General features: G+C 59.3%; 11 protein-coding genes and 1 pseudogene. 10 read left to right on the top strand and 2 right to left on the bottom strand.

Annotated features, from left to right (window positions below; genetic code table 11):
* Nucleotides 1-2 precede the first annotated feature (2 nt).
* Nucleotides 3-1,202, top strand: a complete 1,200-nt coding sequence (locus AC0L8G_RS13625) for a glycosyltransferase family 4 protein (protein ID WP_473388868.1) — start codon at nucleotides 3-5, stop codon at nucleotides 1,200-1,202.
* A gap of 186 nt (nucleotides 1,203-1,388) precedes the next feature.
* On the top strand, nucleotides 1,389-2,306 hold the full coding sequence (locus AC0L8G_RS13620; protein WP_473384726.1) for a hypothetical protein: 918 nt from the start codon (nucleotides 1,389-1,391) through the stop codon (nucleotides 2,304-2,306).
* Between the two features lie 799 nt (nucleotides 2,307-3,105).
* Here the strand turns inward: AC0L8G_RS13620 and AC0L8G_RS13615 are convergent.
* Nucleotides 3,106-4,563: an NAD-dependent succinate-semialdehyde dehydrogenase gene (locus AC0L8G_RS13615; protein ID WP_473384725.1), complete on the bottom strand. Its 1,458-nt coding sequence runs from the start codon at nucleotides 4,561-4,563 to the stop codon at nucleotides 3,106-3,108.
* A 121-nt stretch (nucleotides 4,564-4,684) separates the two neighbouring features.
* Here AC0L8G_RS13615 and AC0L8G_RS13610 point away from each other — a divergent pair, with 121 nt between their 5' ends.
* Entirely contained in the window at nucleotides 4,685-5,455 is a 771-nt protein-coding gene (locus AC0L8G_RS13610; RefSeq protein ID WP_473384724.1) for an enoyl-CoA hydratase/isomerase family protein, read from the top strand.
* Nucleotides 5,456-5,458: 3 nt separating this feature from the next.
* On the opposite strand, the gene AC0L8G_RS13605 is transcribed toward AC0L8G_RS13610, so the two are convergent.
* Complete coding sequence (locus AC0L8G_RS13605) at nucleotides 5,459-6,265, bottom strand: prepilin peptidase (protein ID WP_473384723.1); 807 nt, start codon at nucleotides 6,263-6,265, stop codon at nucleotides 5,459-5,461.
* 341 nt (nucleotides 6,266-6,606) lie between these two features.
* Between AC0L8G_RS13605 and AC0L8G_RS13600 the strand changes: the two genes are divergently transcribed.
* From AC0L8G_RS13600 to gspF, 7 genes and pseudogenes are all read left to right on the top strand, one after another.
* The gene (locus AC0L8G_RS13600) at nucleotides 6,607-9,360 is read left to right on the top strand and encodes a hypothetical protein (protein WP_473384722.1); all 2,754 of its coding nucleotides are present in this window, start codon (nucleotides 6,607-6,609) and stop codon (nucleotides 9,358-9,360) included.
* 73 nt (nucleotides 9,361-9,433) lie between these two features.
* On the top strand, nucleotides 9,434-12,037 hold the full coding sequence (locus AC0L8G_RS13595) for a TonB-dependent receptor domain-containing protein (protein ID WP_473384721.1): 2,604 nt from the start codon (nucleotides 9,434-9,436) through the stop codon (nucleotides 12,035-12,037).
* Nucleotides 12,038-12,333: 296 nt separating this feature from the next.
* Complete coding sequence (locus AC0L8G_RS13590; RefSeq protein WP_473384720.1) at nucleotides 12,334-13,200, top strand: type II secretion system protein N; 867 nt, start codon at nucleotides 12,334-12,336, stop codon at nucleotides 13,198-13,200.
* Nucleotides 13,200-14,462, top strand: a complete 1,263-nt coding sequence (locus AC0L8G_RS13585; RefSeq protein WP_473384719.1) for a secretin N-terminal domain-containing protein — start codon at nucleotides 13,200-13,202, stop codon at nucleotides 14,460-14,462. Before AC0L8G_RS13590 ends, AC0L8G_RS13585 begins: the two co-directional genes overlap by 1 nt.
* The gene (locus tag AC0L8G_RS13580; protein WP_473384718.1) at nucleotides 14,428-15,210 is read left to right on the top strand and encodes a hypothetical protein; all 783 of its coding nucleotides are present in this window, start codon (nucleotides 14,428-14,430) and stop codon (nucleotides 15,208-15,210) included. Before AC0L8G_RS13585 ends, AC0L8G_RS13580 begins: the two co-directional genes overlap by 35 nt.
* Nucleotides 15,211-15,224: 14 nt before the next feature.
* Nucleotides 15,225-16,731 (top strand): annotated as a pseudogene (gene gspE / locus AC0L8G_RS13575) (type II secretion system ATPase GspE).
* The gene (gene gspF, locus AC0L8G_RS13570) at nucleotides 16,718-17,932 is read left to right on the top strand and encodes a type II secretion system inner membrane protein GspF (protein WP_473384717.1); all 1,215 of its coding nucleotides are present in this window, start codon (nucleotides 16,718-16,720) and stop codon (nucleotides 17,930-17,932) included. Before gspE ends, gspF begins: the two are co-directional and overlap by 14 nt.
* Nucleotides 17,933-17,942 lie beyond the last annotated feature (10 nt).

The following is a 17,942-nucleotide window of genomic DNA, read 5'->3' as shown; positions in this document are numbered from 1 at the left end:
CACTGAATATCGCCTATCTCATGAACACCTACCCGCTGACGTCGACGACGTTCATCCGGCGGGAGATCGAGGCGCATGAGCGGCGCGGGCTAAACGTCAAACGCTATGCCTTGCGCCAGTGGGACGGCAAGCTGGTCGATCCGCTCGACATCGCGGAGATCGACCGCACGCATTATATCTTAAGCGGCAATGCAGGCGGGCTGGTCAAAGCCTTGTTCCGTGAGCTGATCAATAATCCTGGCGGGCTGTTGAAGGCGCTCGGGCCGTGGTGGTCGCTGTTAAGGCGCGCGCGCGGCGGCGTCATCCGTCATGTCGCTTACCTGATGGAGGCGTGCTATTTCCGCCAGCGCATGGAAGCCGACGGCATTGATCATGTGCATGTGCATTTCCTGACCAACTCGACCGCCGTCGCCATGCTGGCGCGGATCATGGGCGGGCCGAGCTATAGCGCGACCGTGCACGGGCCCGACGAACTGGTTGACGCGCCGTTGCTCGATTTTCCGGCGAAGATCGAACACGCCTCGTTCATCGCGGCGATCACGCATTTCTGTAAGTCGCAGCTAATCCGCTTCTCCTCAATCTCCATGGGCGAGAAAATGGAGATCGTGCATTGCGGTCTCAATCTTGAAGACTTCACCGCGAGCCCGCCGCCGGACAATCATACGCTGGTTTGCGTCGGGCGGCTTTGTCCGCAAAAGGGCCAGGCGCAACTGCCCGCCGCCGCTGCGGCTTTGCGCGATGAATTTCCTGATCTGAAAATCATTCTTGTGGGCGACGGGGAAAGCCGCGCGGAAATCGAAGCGGAGATCGCCCGGCTCGGCGTCGGCGATCAAGTCATCATCAAGGGCTGGATGGCCAATAGCGACGTACGCGAAGCGGTGAAGAACGCCCGCGCTTTCCTGTTGCCGACATTTGCTGAAGGCCTGCCCGTGGTGATCATGGAAGCGCTGGCGCTCGGCCGGCCGGTGATCTCAACTTACATCGCCGGCATTCCCGAGCTGGTGGATGAGGGCTGTGGCTGGATCATTCCGGCGGGCGATGGCGACGCGCTGACGCAAGCCATGCGGTCTGCGCTCACCGCATCGCCGGAACAATTGGCCGCCCTTGGCCGCGAAGGGCGCGCCCGCGTCGAACGCGGTCATGATGTGGACAAGGAAGCGGCGAAACTCGGCGCGCTGTTTGATCCTCGGAGCAGACGTTAAGACCGCATTGCTCAAACGGCAATTTCTCGCCCCCAAGCCAGACATTGCCGATCTCAACTTAAATGTCCGGTTTGTAGCTGGTTTTGCCGGTTGGCGGGGATCAATCTGTCCGCGCGCGATGGCATTATCTTAATGATATTATGCTTCAGTTTTTCAGTGTTTGCTTATATGGCCCGAGTAATCCGAATGTCATTGAAGATGCGAAACTATTTATTTGTTGCCGGTTTGGCGCTGATGGTATGCGTTCTCAATGCAGGCATTTATATTCTGGATGGTGCTGATTACGAATTTGATACCGAAAACAAATTTGGATCTGCAACCTTGATCGCTGTATTAATCGCTGGCCCATTGGCTATCGGTGTGAGTGGCTACATCGTAACGCATTTAAAATACCCTTTGAATAGGGGGAGGGCGACAGCGGCGAAAGCCGGCCTTTTTTCAGTCCTTGGATCATACATTATTCTCAGCCCAATTCTGACCTTTCTGATTCCAGTGTTCAATTTACATACAGGCGGGATTGAAACTGACGCGGCTGTACTGACGAGCAGTTTAATTGGGTTTGTGGCGACGGTTGTGGCATTCATGGTTAGTGCTTGGATTGCGGTTCCGCTGGCGATCTCATGGGCAATGGTACTATCAACACCGTTAGATAAGAATGTATGTTCAAAAAACCCAAGTATTTTGAGGCTTTCTATATTCACACTCTCTATATTTACTGCTGCGGTTTGGGTGTCGCATTTCGTGATGCCATTCTCTGAAAATAAGCAGGGTAATACGCTCAACGAAATGACTTTGCTTTGTGGTTTCGTCTCCGCCATTGTCGCGGCGTTAACTTGGTATTTTTTCATGGAAAAGGAAGAAAGCCGGTCGCGAGGGGCGTTAGCTGGCGTGACAACAGCATGGCTCGCTCTTTTACTGATTGGTCCTGTTGTGGGCATTGGTTTGCTTCATCAAGAAAACGCATTTTCATTCGATGAATTTCTCAAAACATCCATTGTAGCTGCTGTGGTTTCGTTTTTTGCAAATATTTACACAGCATGGATAGCGTTTCCAATTTCAGGTCTCATCGGATTTTTGGTCGCGAAGAATGAATCTGAACAGTAATAGGGTTCGTTGTGTGTCTGCGTGCCGCCTTACTGTCAGTTGGCAAAAACCGGGATATAACCAGACATTCGCGTTGATCTCAGCCACTGCCCAAACGGGCCCCTTTATGATCACTCAACAGCCGTTTCTAATGTTGCCTTTTGCACGCCTAACAGCCATCACGGTCGAACGCTTTTAACGTCTGCCTTTGGCGAATCATTGTCATTTCATTCAAACTAATTTTCATGGCAAATATGCCTACCGCAAACGGGCTATTTTCTATCCGACTTAGCTATACATCCCTCCTTTTACGGGGGAGGTGTCAGCGTAGCTGACGGAGGGGGTGTTTACAGTTGCGCCAAAAGAACCCCCATCGGTCGCTATGCGACCACTTCCCCGCAAGCGGGGGAAGAAAGAGCGCGCCGCAAAAGGGCTGGATATTCGACCCAATAAGTTGAATCGCAGCTTCAAAAATACATCCTATGTGATGAATTCTTTCACCAAACCCGCATTTGGTGCGTAGTTATCCTCACATGTCAGGGCGGGCTTATACTCCTTTACGGTTGTCATCCCGGGGCTGACGGAAGTCAGAACCCGGGACCCATTCTCGGCCATGCCGCTTAATGGGTCCCGCATCTGCACAGCGCTATTTCATCGCGCTGCGCGTGCGGGATGACAGCAGCAACTGGTCTAATCCCGCCGCAGAGAGCTTTTCGGCGACCGCACGGAGTCTGTCTTGAGTTACGTATACGGAATATCAGCAAGCGGATGGAATGTTTCACGTGAAACAATTCCGGCCCCGAAAACATCTGTGCGGCGCTTACTTTCCGAGCCCGCCGAACAGCGCGTATTTGATGTTGAGGTAATCCTCAAGCCCGTATTTGGAGCCTTCACGGCCGACGCCGGATTCCTTCACGCCGCCAAAGGGCGCGACGGGAGTGGAGAGGATGCCTTCATTGATCGCGACCATGCCATATTCCAGCGCTTCCATCATGCGCCAGGCGCGCCCCAGATCATTGGTGTAGAGATAAGAGGCGAGGCCGTATTCGGTGTCGTTCGCCATCTGCGCGGCTTGTTCTTCGCTGTCGAATTTGAACAGGGGCGCGACGGGGCCGAAGGTCTCGTCCTTCGCGACGATCATGTCGGGCGTCACGCCGGTGAGCACGGTGGGCTGAAAGAAGGAGCCGCCAAGTTTGTGACGCTCGCCGCCGGTGGCGGTCCTGGCGCCTTTGGAGAGCGCGTCGGCGATATGCTGCTCGACTTTCTGGACCGCTTTCTCCTCGATCATCGGGCCTTGTTCGACGCCGGCTTCCATGCCGTCGCCGACTTTCATCGCGGAAACGCGCTTGGCGAAAGCTTCGGCGAAGGCGTCATAAATGCCGGACTGGACGAGGATGCGGTTGGCGCAGACGCAAGTCTGGCCCGCATTGCGGAATTTGCAGGCGATGGCGCCTTCGACCGCCTTGTCGAGATCGGCGTCATCGAAAATGATCAGCGGCGCGTTGCCGCCAAGCTCCATGGAAACGCGCTTCATCTGACCCATGGCTTTTGCGGCGAGCTGTTTGCCGATGCCGGTGGAGCCGGTGAAGGTGATCTTCTTCACCGCAGGGTTCTCACAGAATTCGTCGGCGATTGGCGCGGGCGCGCCGGTGATCACGGAAAATACGCCCTTGGGCAGGCCGATATCGTCGGCGATCACGCCCATGGCGAGCGCGGAATAGGGCGTTTGGCTTGCGGGCTTGCAGATAATCGGACAGCCGGCGGCGAGCGCCGCGGCGGCCTTGCGCGCGATCATGGCGTTCGGGAAGTTCCACGGGGTGATCGAGGCGACAACGCCGACCGGTTCTTTGGTGACGATGATGCGCTTGCCGGCCCAGGGCGAGGGAATGACGTCGCCATAGACGCGGGTCGCCTCCTCGGCGAACCATTTGAAGAAAGCGGCGCCATAGGCGATCTCGCCTTTCGCCTCGCCAAGCGGCTTGCCCTGTTCCAGGGTCAGGAGTTCGCCAAGGGCGTCCTGATTATCCATCAGCGCTTCGTAAAAGGCGCGGCACGCCTTGCTGCGCTCATCCGCCGTCTTTGCGCGCCAGGCGGGAAAGGCCTTGGCCGCAGCGGCGATCGCCTCGCTGGTCTCGGCGCGGCCGAGATCGGGCACATGGCCTATGGTCCCGCCATTGGCCGGATTGGTCACCGCGATGGTGTTCGCCGCGCCGCGCCATTCGCCGCCAATATAGCACTCTTCGCGAAAGAAGCGGGATTGGGGTTTCGACTGGGTCATGGCGGGCTCCTCCGGTCAGGCCTTTTTCAAGGACTTAGCACTGCGCTGGCGTTTTGCAATCGCCTTGGGGCAGCGGCATGATGGCGCTCAAAATTCATGCTTAGCCACAGGAAATGCTTCCATGACGGTAAAATATGAAAGTCCGAAAACGGGCGTCGCACAGGTCACATTGAACCGGCCGGACAAGCTCAATTCCTTTAACCGGCAATTGCGCCATGACCTGACCGACGCATTGGCGAAAGCCTCCGCCGATGATGCGGTGCGCGCGGTTGTTCTCACCGGAGAAGGGCGCGCCTTTTGCGCCGGGGCGGATGTGTCGGCAGTCGATGAAATGGGCAATGTGGAAGATATTCTGAATACGGAATATGCGGGCTTTTTGAATATCGTCCAGTCCATGCCGAAGCCGGTCATCGCAGCGATCAATGGTCCCGCCGCCGGCATCGGCATGTCGCTGGCGCTGACCTGCGATCTGCGCGTCATAGGCGAGGGGGCGTATCTGATGAGCGCCTTCGCCAATATCGGTCTCGTACCCGATGGCGGCTTGTCCTGGTTGCTCACTCAGGAGGTCGGTTATGGCCGCGCCTATCAGCTCGCTATTGAAGCAGAAAAGATTGACGCCAAGCGTGCGCTCGACTGGGGGCTGGTCAATCGCGTGGTTGGTGACGCGCAAGTGGTGAGCAATGCGATTGACTGGGCCGCGTCGCTGTCCGAGCGCGCGCCGATTGCGATGGCGCTCACCAAGCGCGCCTTCCGCGTCGCCGCGCAGGACGGGCTGAAAAACGCGATGGCCTATGAAGCGATGTTGCAGCGTCAGGCGATCACGACGGAAGATTGCGCCGAAGGGGTGACGGCGCTGTTTCAAAAACGCAAGCCGGCCTTTAAGGGCAAGTAACCCTTAGGCGAAAAACGGCAGCCGCAATCCGTGCGCGATCATGGCGAGCGCGCCAGCCGCAGCGAGGGCGGGGCCGAAGGCGACGGGCGTTTCCTTTTCGACCTTCGCGCCATGGATCGCCGCCGCGCCGACGCCGGCCAGCGCTGTCAGCGCCGCGAGAAACACAATCGGCGGCAGCGCCGTCCATCCGAACCAGGCGCCGAACGCCGCGAGCAGCTTGGCGTCGCCCTGACCAAGGCCCTCCATCCCGCGCAGGCGCTGGAAGGCGAGGTCGACAAGCCGGAAAGCGGCGAAGCCGATGACGGCGCCCAGCACCGCCGCGCCCGGCGCCGCGTTGAACAGATTAAAGGCGCTGGCGCCGACGCCGAGCGCGATCAGCGGAAAGGTCAGCGCATCCGGCAAATAGCCGGTCTCATAATCGATGACGCCAAGCGCGATGAGAATGAGGAAGAAGATAAAAGCGAGCAGCGCGGTGAAAGTGACGCCGAACAATAAGAGCGCGACGATGCCGGCGATTGCGCCCGCCAGCTCCACCGCCGGATAGCGCAGGGCAATCTTCGCGCCGCAATCGGCGCATTTCCCCCTGAGCAGCGCGTAGCTGACGAGTGGGATCAGATGATGCGCGCGAATCGCCGCCCGGCAGGCGGGACAATAGGAACGGGGCGCAATCAGGTCGCCGCGCGCCGCCGGTTCCGGCGTGTCGATGAGCTTCCACATGGACGGGCCGCGATGGATGACCACATTGAGAAAGCTGCCGAAGATCGCGCCGGTCAAAGCGGCTGTGACGAAAAAGACCCAGCTCGGTATCATTGTATCAGTACCGGTTTTCGCCGCGGAAGATTTCCGGACTGTGTGCGCCGGAATTTGTCCGAATTTTTCATGCTGCGCAATCTCATGTTTCTGCGATCTAATTTATTTGTCATGCGCATTGTGTGCATTTCTTAAAGCGCCCTGTGTGCGCCCGTTAACCAATGCGCAACCTGCGCGCATGGGCGATGGCTCCGGCGCTAATTGTCATCGAACTGAAACAAACATGTCACGGCGGTGTCAAACGTCTCCTCTATCGGCAATCCGTCCGGCGCGTGGGCGCCGCCGATCATGCTTGTAACACTTTTCCCCCGGGGGTCTCTTCAATGAGCCAATTGTCCAACATGAAAAAATTTCTTCTTGCGGGCGCCGCACTAACGCTGGCGGCTTGTACGCAAGGCAGCGACATCGAATCGCCGGGCGCTTCGGCTCCTGGCACGCCGCCAGCTGGCGGCGGCGGTGGCGGCGGCGGCGGCGGTGCAACGGCGGATGCGTGCCCGACCGGCTTCGCCACAGGCACAAGCGTCGGCGGCCTTACGGTTTGCAACATCTCCGGCAGCATTCTCGCCAACCTCACATTGCCGTTCAAAGATGATGACGGCGACGGCGTTGGCGTTGCATACCGCCTTCAGGGCCGTATCGATGTGGGCGCCGACCGCGGCGCAGCAGGCACAGGCGGCACGCCGGCGACCTTGACGGTCGCGCCGGGCGTCACCGTGTTCGGCGCATCGGGCGCTGATTACATCGTCGTCAATCGCGGTTCGCAATTGATCGCAGACGGCACCCAAGCCAATCCGATCGTGTTCACTTCGCAAAATGATATTGAGCGCCGCGCCATCGACCCGACAGACACGGGCGGCTCCGCCATTTCCGAATGGGGCGGTCTTGTGCTTCTCGGCCGCGCGCCGATCAACCGCTGCTTCGGCGGCGGCACGCCGGGCATGAATGATTGCCAGAACACAATCGAAGGCGTCAGCAACCCAGAAGCCCAGTATGGCGGCGACTTCGCAGCCGACAATAGCGGCATCATCCGCTATGTGCAGGTTCGCTTCGCTGGCTTCCCATTGAGCTCCGGCAACGAGCTGAACGGCATCTCCTTCGGCGGCACCGGTTCCGGCACGATCGTTGACTATGTGCAGGTCCACAACAACGCCGATGACGGCATCGAAATGTTCGGCGGCACGACCAACCTCAAGCACATCGTGCTGACCGGTAATGACGACGAATCCCTCGACACCGACAATGGCTGGTCTGGCAATGTGCAATATATGGTCATCGCCCAGCGCGCCGATGGCGGCGACAATGGCATGGAAATGTCCAGCACGCCGGGCGTTTCGCCGGCGACCAACCCGACCATCGCCAACTTCACGCTGATCGGTCAGCAGTCGCGGGCCATTCGCCTCAACACCAACCACATTGGCCGTTTCCTCAACGGCGTGATCGTCCATCCTGACCAGTGCTTCCGCTGGGAAGACGCAGGCGATGGCGACTCGAGCGATTATGACGGTCTTGGCTTCGACCCGACCTTCAACTCGGTTCTGTTCGATTGTCCGGATCTGACCAATGAAGACCCGGAAACACCAGCTGCGGTTGGTTCAGTTGCAGCAGACCCGAACAACATTCTTGCAACGAACACGCTTTCCGCAATGTTCTTCCCGGGCATGACCGAGCAGATGGCGACCGAGTTCGACCTTTCCACGCTGGGCGGCATGTTCTTCGAGGCGACCGATTACATCGGCGCTTTCAGCCCTGAAGAAACTCCGACCAACAACTGGGCCACAGGCTGGACCTTCGCGCTCTTCCCGGATCCGGTTTGCCCAACAGGCACGAATTTGACCGGTTCGAAAAATGGCATGAATGTTTGCTCTATCGCAGGCGTTCAGACCTCGGATGTGACGCTGACACGCGGCAATATCTACGAACTCGAAGGCCGTATCGAAGTCGGCGTTGACGCTGGCGCTGACGGCTCCGGCACAGACACCGCCGACCTCACCATCGAAGCCGGCGTCTCGATCTTCGGCAATAGCGGTTCGGACTTCCTGGTTGTGAACCGCGGTTCGAAAATCTTCGCCAATGGCACGCGTCAGAACCCGATCATCTTCACGTCAGAAGGCGATCTCGACAATCCGAACCGCAACGATGCGGACACGATTGCGGAGTGGGGCGGTATCGTTCTTCTCGGCCGCGCGCCGATTAACCGCTGCTTCGGCGGCGGCACGCCGGGCATGAATGACTGCCAGAACACGATTGAAGGCGTCACCAACCCGGAAGCCCAGTATGGCGGCGACCTGGCGACAGACTCCAGCGGTTCGATCATGTACACGCAGGTTAAATATGCCGGTTTCGAACTCAGCTCCGGCAACGAGTTGAACGGCATCTCCTTCGGCGGCACCGGTTCCGGCACGATTGTTGACTATGTGCAGGTTCACAACAACGCCGATGACGGCATCGAAATGTTCGGCGGCACGACCAACCTCAAGCACATCGTGCTGACTGGTAATGACGACGAATCCCTCGACACCGACAATGGCTGGAGCGGCTTTACGCAGTTCCTGTTGATCGTTCAGCGTCTGACGGGCGGCGACAATGGCATGGAAATGTCCAGCACCGCCGGCATCTCGCCAGCAACCAACCCGACCATCGCCAACTTCACCCTGGTCGGCCAGCAGTCACGGGCCATTCGCCTCAACACCAACCACATTGGTCGCTTCCTGAACGGCGTGATCGTCCATCCTGATCAGTGCTTCCGCTGGGAAGACGCCGGCGATGGCGACTCGACTGACTATGACGGCCTCGGCTTCGATCCGACATTCAACTCCGTCGTGTTTGACTGCCCTGACCTCACCAATGAGGACCCGGAAACGCAAGCCGCTGTCGATGCTGTCGCTGCGGATGCAAATAACGACGCCGCGTTCTCAAACACCTTGATTAACACCTTTATCAACGGCCCATCGGAAAGCGCAGTGACTGAGTTCACACCGCTTTCCGGCATCGATGGGTTCTTTACAGACACCGATTATGTCGGCGCGGTTAAAGACACCAATGATCGCTGGTGGGCCGAGTGGAGCTGTGGTCTCGAAACAAGCACGCCTTGCTAGTTGAGCTGCGGGGCGGCGCGGAAATCGCGCCGCCCCTCTCATTCATTCGCACCCAGATTAAGGTTTATTTGTCATGAAGTCGTATTCCACACTAGGCGGCATGCTCCTCGCGACGACCATGCTTGTTTCGCCCTTTGCGGCGAACGCCCAAACCAGCGAGGCGGACGAGTCCGGAAATACAGCGCTGAGTATTCAGCCAACCGTTTCCGACCAGATCGTCGTGCTCGGAAGAAACATCCCGAACCCGCAACGGGCGACCTCGCAAGTCGCCACCTTTCTTGACGCAGACGATCTCGCCCGCACCGGCGACGACAACGCCGCGCTGGCGCTGACCCGCCTCAGCGGTCTCAGCGTTGTCGGCGGCCGTTTTGCTTATGTGCGCGGCCTTGGCGACCGGTACTCTTCAGCGCGTCTCAACGGCTCGCCATTGCCGAGCCCGGAGCCGCTCAAACGGACCGTGCCGCTCGATCTCTTCCCGTCCAACGTGCTTCAGGGCGCAACGGTTCAAAAGACCTTTTCGCCGAACTATCCCGGTGAATTCGGCGGCGGCATCATCGACCTCCACACGCTGCGCGACCCCGGCGAGTCTTTCCTCAATGTGAAGCTCGGCGTCGGCATGAACACCGTGACCACAGCGCATGACGGCATCTTTGTCAGCGGCGGCGGTCGCGATTGGCTGGGGTATGATAATGGCCTGCGCGATATTCCGGGACCGATCCAGTCTCTGATCGACAGCGGAACATCGCTCGTGGACATCACCGACAGCGAACGTGAAATCGCCGGTGAAAGCCTCGTCAATTCTCCCTTGTCCGTCATTCAAAGCGGCACGCTCGGCCCGAATTTCGAAGGCTCGATCGATGGCGGCTGGTCGCAAGACCTCGACAATATGACCCTGGGGCTGGTCGGCGTCATCGGCTACAAACAGGATTGGACGACTGAAAACTCCACCCGCCAGTCTGTTGCGGGCGGCACTGTCGGTCTCGATTTCGAAAGTCAGGAAACCAGCCTCGACGCTACGGTGAACGCACTCGTTTCCGGCAGCGCGACCTGGGACGATCATCTCTTGCAGACGACGCTGCTTTACATTCACTCCACTCGTAAAGAAGCGCAGGTCAAGACCGGCAACGACTTCAACGCGCCTGGCTCCGGCAATGTGCGCGATGAATCAAGCTCCTGGCTTGAGCGGCAATTGGCGATGGCGCAGGTCACCGGCGAACATGTATTCGGTGATTTTGAAATTGACTGGCGCGGCGCATTCGCCCGGTCAGAGCGTGACTCGCCTTATGAGCGCAGCCTGCGTCGCAATATCGATGACACGGGGACGCCGGTTTATTCGACGGCGAATAATTACAGCATCAACTTCTCTGACCTCGTTGATGACACAATCAGCGGCGGCATTGACTTCAGCTACAATATTCCGGTGTCCGGCGCTCGCGAAGCAATCGTTTCCGTTGGCTATGAATATACGGACAATGAACGCGAAGCGAATGTCTATAATTTCCGTTTCGCCGGCGGCAACTCCTTGCCGGCGGATGTTCAGATGGCGCGTCCGGACTTCCTGTTCTCGCCTGACAATATCGACCCGGCGCGCTTTGTGCTGATCGAGACGTCAACCACTGGTACGGAATCCTACACCGGCGATTTGACGATCCACGGCGCTTATGCGCAGGCGGATCTCGAATTGATCCCGACGGTCCGCACTACGCTTGGCGTTCGCTATGAAGATGCGGAGCAAATCGTTTCGACCTTTGACCGCTTCGGCAATGTCGGACCGGGCACAGTCATCAAGAACGACTACTGGCTTCCCTCGGCGATGGTGACCTGGAACTTCCTCGACAACCTTCAGGCGCGTCTTGGCTATTCCCACACCGTCGCGCGTCCGCAATTCCGCGAACTCGCACCGTCGCTGTTCTTCGATCCGGACACCGACCGCTCTTATCGCGGCAGCACCGGCCTCGTGGACAGCAAGTTCAAGAACTATGATGCGCGCTTTGAATATTATCTGGGCCGCAACCAGTTCGTGACGCTTGCCGGCTTCTACAAAAAGATCGACCGGCCGATTGAAGAAGTGTTGTTTGAACAGGCGACATTCGTCTTCAACACCACCTTCATCAACTCGCCGGAAGCGCGTCTTTACGGTGGTGAATTCGAATATCGCACCCGGTTTGATCTCGGTCTGAACGACTGGACCGATCGTCGCGAGTGGCTGTTCTCGGTGAACTACACCTACACCAACACCGAGATTCAGGTGCAAGCGGGCGACACGGTCATCGATCCGTTCTCCGGCAATGAAGTGGACGCGACCAATTTCGGTCTCGACGGTCAGCCCCTGCAAGGCACGCCTGAGCATATCGCAAACGCCCAGTTTGGCTGGGAAGGCGATGATGACCAGTTCACGCTCCTGTTCGGTTGGGTCGATGAGCGCATCCTGCAACGGGGCGACCCGACGCAGCTTGGCGGCGTTCCTGACGTTGTCGAAAAGCCGGGCATCCAGCTTGATGCGGTCTATCGCTATGACGTGAATATCCATGGCGCCGACTTCACCATCGGCCTGAGCGCCCGCAACCTGCTGGGTACAGAGCATCAGGAATTCCAGAACAGCAGCATCGGCCGGACGGAATTTGACAGCTACAAACGCGGTCGCAGCCTGTCAGCCAGCCTGACAGCCAAGTTCTAGCGTCCCGCAAGGACTGGAAGAGCTAAGGGGGCCGGCGGCGGACATTAACCTTTGGGTGATGTTCGCTGCCGGCCCTTTCTTTTGAAACGCGGCGCCGGGCCTGGCGCCAGTCCGGGCTAACCCAAAAGGCGAAAATGCAGGAATTACATAGCTTTCTGGCATGTTTTTGGAATAATATTTGAATGTAAGCCGCGAGCGATCAGAGCCGGCGCAATATCGTTTTGCTAAAGCTTTTTGGTTACTGTTCCTGCGGATGAGGTGTGGCCGGGCGGTTTTCCGGCACGAGGCGGTTCGAAGTGACGAGCATAAACCTTCAAAGAGCGAGCGCCGGGGCGGCCGGCGCGCAGCGTGCGCCGCGCCTTCTTGCACGCGCGCCGCGCTTGGCGGAGTGGATTTTGCTCGCGCTGATCGCGTTTTTGCTGGCGCGCGCAGTGATCGCGTTTTTTGCGCCGCTGCCGCTTCCCCAGGGCGACCGGCTGGCTGCGGCGGTGACCGCGCCGCAAGGCGAGACGCAAATCTCCGTGCGCAATCCATTTCCGGTATCCGACCTTGTCGCCGCGCCAATCGCCAACACGCCGGATGTCGCGGAAACCGCGCTTGATCTCGCGCTGACCGGGGTCTGGCCGGCGGCGGAAAAACCCTCCGCGATTATTCGCAAGCCTGACGGCAAGCAGGGCCGATTTGCGGTCGGTGAAGATATCGTTCCCGGTGTCCGCCTTTCAGAGGTCTATGCCGATCAAGTGATCATTGAACAAAATGGCGTGCGTGAATCGCTGCGATTTGAAACCAAGGCGCCGATTGAACGGCCGGCGCCTGCGCCTGCGCAATCGCAGCCGCAACAAGAACCGTCCGAGAAAATAGACAATTTCCCGTCGCGCGATCTGCTCAACGGCTTTGCGCGCTTCGGCCTTGGCATTGATCCCAAAGGCGGCGCAGCGGTGATGGTTTTCGCCGGGCGCGATCGCGCGGCGTTTGAACAGGCGGGATTTCGCGATGGCGATATCATCCGTTCGATCAATGGCGTCAAACCAAAACCGAACCCCGCGGATATGTCGACGCTGATCTCGGAAATCAGCCGTCAGGGTTCCGCGTCAATCACCATTGAACGCGATGGCGCACAACAGACCATCGCCTTTTCAGTCAGTCAGTCAGGAAACGAGTAATGATTACCTTTCGCAAGGCGATAGCCGCAGCCGGCTTTGGCGCTGCAGTACTGGCGGGGCCGGGCGTTGCCTATGCGCAGGAAAAATGCGGCGCTGCGCTGAATTACGAAGACGCGGATTTGCGCGCCGTGATTGATGAGATCGCCATTCGCACGGGCCGGACCTTTCTGCTCGACCCGGCGGTGCAGGGAAGGGTCAATGTGAAATCGCCGCCCAATGGCGGTCTTTGCGCGGACGAAGCCTGGGAGCTGTTTCAGGCGATTTTGCGGACGAATGATTTCGTGGCGACGCCGATTGGCGATGGCAAATACCGCATTGTGCCGCTGCAGGAAGCGGCGCGCACCGCCGGACCGGTGGGCGGCGGCAATGGCTCGGATCTAACGACGCAGATTGTCCGGCTCAAATATGTGGATGCGCGTGAGGCCGCCGCAAACCTCGCGCAGATCATCGGCAATAATGGCGTCGTCAGTCCCGTGCGTTCGGGCAATGCCGTGATCATCGTCGATACGGCGGACAACACGGCGCGTATTCGCGAAGTGCTGGCGCAGCTTGATCGCGACACGACGATCTACCGGACGGTGACGTTGAAATTCGCGTCAGCAGGCGAAGTGGCGCGGCTGGTGCGCGAAATCGGTCAGGAAATATCGGAAGAAAGCGGCGGGCGCGGTTCGTTCAGCGTCGTCGCAGCGGAAGCCAGCAACTCGCTGCTCATTCGCGCCGAGCCAAGCTTGATGCGCCGGCTGGAACTGGTGATCGGCGAGCTGGACAAATATGGCGAGGCGACGTCGGAACTTGCAGTTGTCTATCTGAAACACGCGGACGCCGAAGAACTGGCGCCGCTGCTGGAAGATGTTGCAAACAGCGTTGTGAAAGCGCCGAGCGAGGGCGGGGCGAGCTTTTCCTCCAACCGGGCGACGGTCTCTTATCACAAGCCGACCAACTCGATCATCATCAATGGGGACGCGAATATACAGCGCACCCTGCAAAATGTGATCTCCAAGCTTGATGTGCGCCGGGCGCAAGTGCTGGTCGAAGCGATCATCGTCGAGGTTTCGGACACCACTGCCCGCGAACTCGGCGTGCAGTACTTTCTGACCGGCAGCGAAGAAAACGGCGTTCCGTTCAGCGCCACGAATTTTTCCAGCGCGCAGCCGAATATACTGGCGGCGGCGGGCGCGGCGTTGATCCGCGGCGGCGGCTATCCCACGGGGCTTTCCGGCGGCGACGATGATTCCGCATCCGAAGATCTCGGTCGCCAATGATCTTGCGGAAGCGGCGCTGACCTCGCTGCTTGGCGCCAGCGGCTTTTCCATCGGCGGCGGCACGGATCTTGGCGGCGGCAATATTTTCGGCGCCATCCTGACCGCCATCAAGAACGATTCCGATTCAAACGTGCTGTCGACGCCATCAATCGTGACGCTCGACAATGAGACCGCCCGGCTTCAGGTCGGCCAGGAAATCCCGATCACCACAGGCGAGGCGATTGGCGATAACTTCTCCAATGCGTTCCGCACCATCAATCGCGAACAGGTCGGCGTCATTCTGGAAGTCACGCCGCAGATCAATGATGGCGATACGGTGACGCTGGAAATCTCGCAGGAAATTTCCTCCATCGCCGGGCCGATCATCGCTAGCTCAACGGACCTCATCACCAATAAGCGCGAAATTACGACAACCGCGTTGGTCGATGATGGCGATATTCTGGTCATTGGCGGTTTGATTGACGATCAGCGCGAATATTCTTCCGAAAAAGTGCCGCTGCTTGGCGATATTCCGGGCGTCGGCAACCTGTTCAGATCGACATCGAAAGAAAGACGGCGCAAAAACCTGATGGTGTTCATCCGCCCGACGGTCATCCGCGACCGGGCGACAGCCAATGCGGCGACGACGCGCAAGTTTGACTATATGCGTGCGCGGGAATTGCTCCGTGACGGCGAGCCGATTTCGGAGATGGAGCGGCTGATCAATGAAGTGACGGGCGCTGGCGCGCCCGCAGCGACGCCGGAATAGGCGGCTTACGAGCGATGAGTGAAATGCGCGAAGCAGGTACGACGCGGCTCGCCTATGCGTTTGCGAAAGAGCGCGGGCTGATCGTGCTCGACGCCGCCGCGCGGCCGGTGCTGCTCGGTGCGCGGGGATCGGCGCCCGATCCATGGGCTGTGCTTGAAGCGCGGCGCACGGTTGGCGCGCCGGTTACGGTCGAATTACTGCCTGCGGACGCGTTCGAACGGCGGCTTTCCGAAATCTATTCTGTCGAAGGCATTTCGACCGCCGACCTCGACCTTGCGGGCGATGGCGATTTGGCGTCGCTTGCAGAAGGCCTGCCGAAAACCGCCGACTTGCTGGACAGTGAAAACGACGCGCCGGTGATCCGGCTGATCAATGCGCTGATCGCCGAGGCGGTGAAGGTCAAGGCTTCCGACATTCACATTGAGCCCTATGAAAAAGCACTGTCGGTGCGTTTGCGCATCGATGGCGTGTTGCGCGAGGTGTTGTCCTTGCCGGCGCGGATGACGCCGGTCCTGACCTCGCGCGTCAAGGTGATGGCGCGCCTCGATATCGCTGAGCGCCGGGTGCCGCAGGATGGGCGCATTTCGATTGCGCTGGGCGGCAAGACGGTTGATGTGCGCGTCTCCACACTGCCCGCGCGGTTCGGCGAGCGCGTCGTGATGCGTATTCTCGATAAGGATGAAGCCCGGCTCGATCTGGACGGGCTTGGCATGCCGGCGGAAATTCTGGCGCGGTTCAAACATGTGCTCGACCGCCCGAACGGTATTGTGCTGGTCACCGGACCGACGGGGTCCGGTAAAACCACGACGCTTTATGGCGCGCTGACCCTGCTCAATGAGCCGAGCCGTAATATCCTCACCGTCGAAGATCCGGTGGAATATGCGCTGGAGGGCGTCGGCCAAACCCAGATCAATCCGAAAGTCGGGATGACCTTCGCGACAGGATTGCGCGCCATTCTCCGGCAAGATCCGGACATTGTGATGGTCGGCGAAATCCGCGATGTGGAGACCGCAGAGATCGCTGTGCAGGCGTCGCTGACCGGTCACCTTGTTCTGTCTACCGTGCACACCAATCTCGGCCGCCGGCGCGATTACGCGCCTGCGCGATATGGGCGTTGAACCGTTCCTGTTGTCTTCAACGCTGGCGGCGGTAATGGCGCAGCGGCTTGTTCGGCGTTTATGCCCGAGCTGCAAGGAAGCCTATGCGCCGGATGCGGCGACACGCGCGATGGTCGGTCTTGGTGAGCACGATGCGGCGACGCTGTATCGTCCAGCCGGGTGCGGGCGCTGCAATCACACCGGTTATGAAGGGCGCATCGGCGTCTATGAATTGATTGTCATCGATGAAAAACTGAAACGCCTCATTCATGACGGCGCCAATGAACAGGATATCGCCGCCTATGCCTTCGCCCATGGGGATACGCTGACGTCGTCAGGTTTCCGCCATGCCCTGTCGGGGGCGACCTCGATCGAGGAAGTGCTGCGTGTTGTGCGTCAGGAGGACGACAATGCCGGCCTTTGAATATGAAGCGCTGGACTTCGGCGGCAAGACGAAAAAAGGCGTGTTGTCCGCCGACAGCCAGCGTCAGGCGCGCCAGGAATTGCGGCGGATGAATTTAACGCCGCTGAAGCTTTCCGCGCCGCGCGGCGAGCACAAAACCGGCGCGCTGGGGACCACGCAAGCGCCGCGGGTGAAGCCGGGACAGCTGGTGATGATCACCCGGCAATTGGCGGCGCTGCTTGGCGCCGGCACGCCGCTGGAAGAAGCGCTGAACGCTGTCGCGATGCAGGCGGAAGGCCCGGCGCGCACTCGCCTGATCGGCGTGCGCGAACGGGTGATGGAGGGCTGGCGTTTCGCCGATGCGCTAGCGGAAGATGAAAAGTCCTTTCCGGTTCTATATCGCGCGGTGATCGCGGCCGGTGAAACATCGGGGGATCTCGCCGGCGTGCTGGACCGTCTCGCCTCGATGCTGGAAAAGAACCGCGCGATCCAAAACAAAGTCGTTGCGTCGATGATCTATCCGTTGGCGCTGATGTTTATCGCCGGCGGCGTCGTGACCGCGTTGATGGTGTTCGTGGTTCCGAAAATCATCGAGCAATTCAACAGCTTCAATGCAGAGCTTCCCTTGTTGACGCAAATTGTCGTCGGCCTTTCCAACTGGGTCGTCAGCTATGGTCTGCTGGCGGTCCTGGCGATCATCATCGCCTCGGTCGCGTTCTGGCGCGCGATGAAGGAGCCGCCCTTCAAGCTCTCTGTGGACCGGTTCATGCTGCGCCTGCCGGTGATCGGCCGCCTGATCCGGGCGATTGACGGGGCGCGGTTTGCGCGCACGCTGGCGACGCTGTTTTCAGGCGGCGCGCCGCTGCTCGACAGCATTGTCGGCGCCCAGCGGACGATTTCGAACAGCCATATCCGCACCCGTCTCGACCGCACGGTCGCGATGGTGGGCGAGGGAACCTCGCTCGCGGCCTCCCTGAAGCGCGCCGATGTCCTGCCGCCCATGCTCACCCATATGGTGGCGGCGGGCGAGCGCGCTGGGGCTTTGTCGGAATTGCTCGACAAGGCGGCGCTGCAATTGGAGGAAGAATTCGACACCGCCTCGACGATTGCGTTAAGGCTATTGGAGCCGGCCATCATCGTCGCCATGGGCGGGGCGGTGCTGGTCATCGTGCTGTCAATTTTAATGCCGATCCTGCGCATCAACACGCTCGCTGTCGGCTAATCCGGAGAAG

This window comes from Hyphococcus sp. D3-15, from assembly GCF_055809375.1.
This window is presented reverse-complemented; position numbering and strand designations above follow the sequence as displayed.

What these genes read in the sequence shown, in the direction of transcription:
- gspF (WP_473384717.1), top strand. Translation starts at nt 16,718, where the DNA reads ATGCCGGCCTTTGAATATGAAGCGCTGGACTTCGGCGGCAAGACGAAA.
- AC0L8G_RS13605 (WP_473384723.1), bottom strand. Translation starts at nt 6,265, where the DNA reads ATGATACCGAGCTGGGTCTTTTTCGTCACAGCCGCTTTGACCGGCGCG.
- AC0L8G_RS13615 (WP_473384725.1), bottom strand. Translation starts at nt 4,563, where the DNA reads ATGACCCAGTCGAAACCCCAATCCCGCTTCTTTCGCGAAGAGTGCTAT.
- AC0L8G_RS13610 (WP_473384724.1), top strand. Translation starts at nt 4,685, where the DNA reads ATGACGGTAAAATATGAAAGTCCGAAAACGGGCGTCGCACAGGTCACA.
- AC0L8G_RS13600 (WP_473384722.1), top strand. Translation starts at nt 6,607, where the DNA reads ATGAAAAAATTTCTTCTTGCGGGCGCCGCACTAACGCTGGCGGCTTGT.
- AC0L8G_RS13585 (WP_473384719.1), top strand. Translation starts at nt 13,200, where the DNA reads ATGATTACCTTTCGCAAGGCGATAGCCGCAGCCGGCTTTGGCGCTGCA.
- AC0L8G_RS13580 (WP_473384718.1), top strand. Translation starts at nt 14,428, where the DNA reads ATGATTCCGCATCCGAAGATCTCGGTCGCCAATGATCTTGCGGAAGCG.
- AC0L8G_RS13595 (WP_473384721.1), top strand. Translation starts at nt 9,434, where the DNA reads ATGAAGTCGTATTCCACACTAGGCGGCATGCTCCTCGCGACGACCATG.
- AC0L8G_RS13620 (WP_473384726.1), top strand. Translation starts at nt 1,389, where the DNA reads ATGTCATTGAAGATGCGAAACTATTTATTTGTTGCCGGTTTGGCGCTG.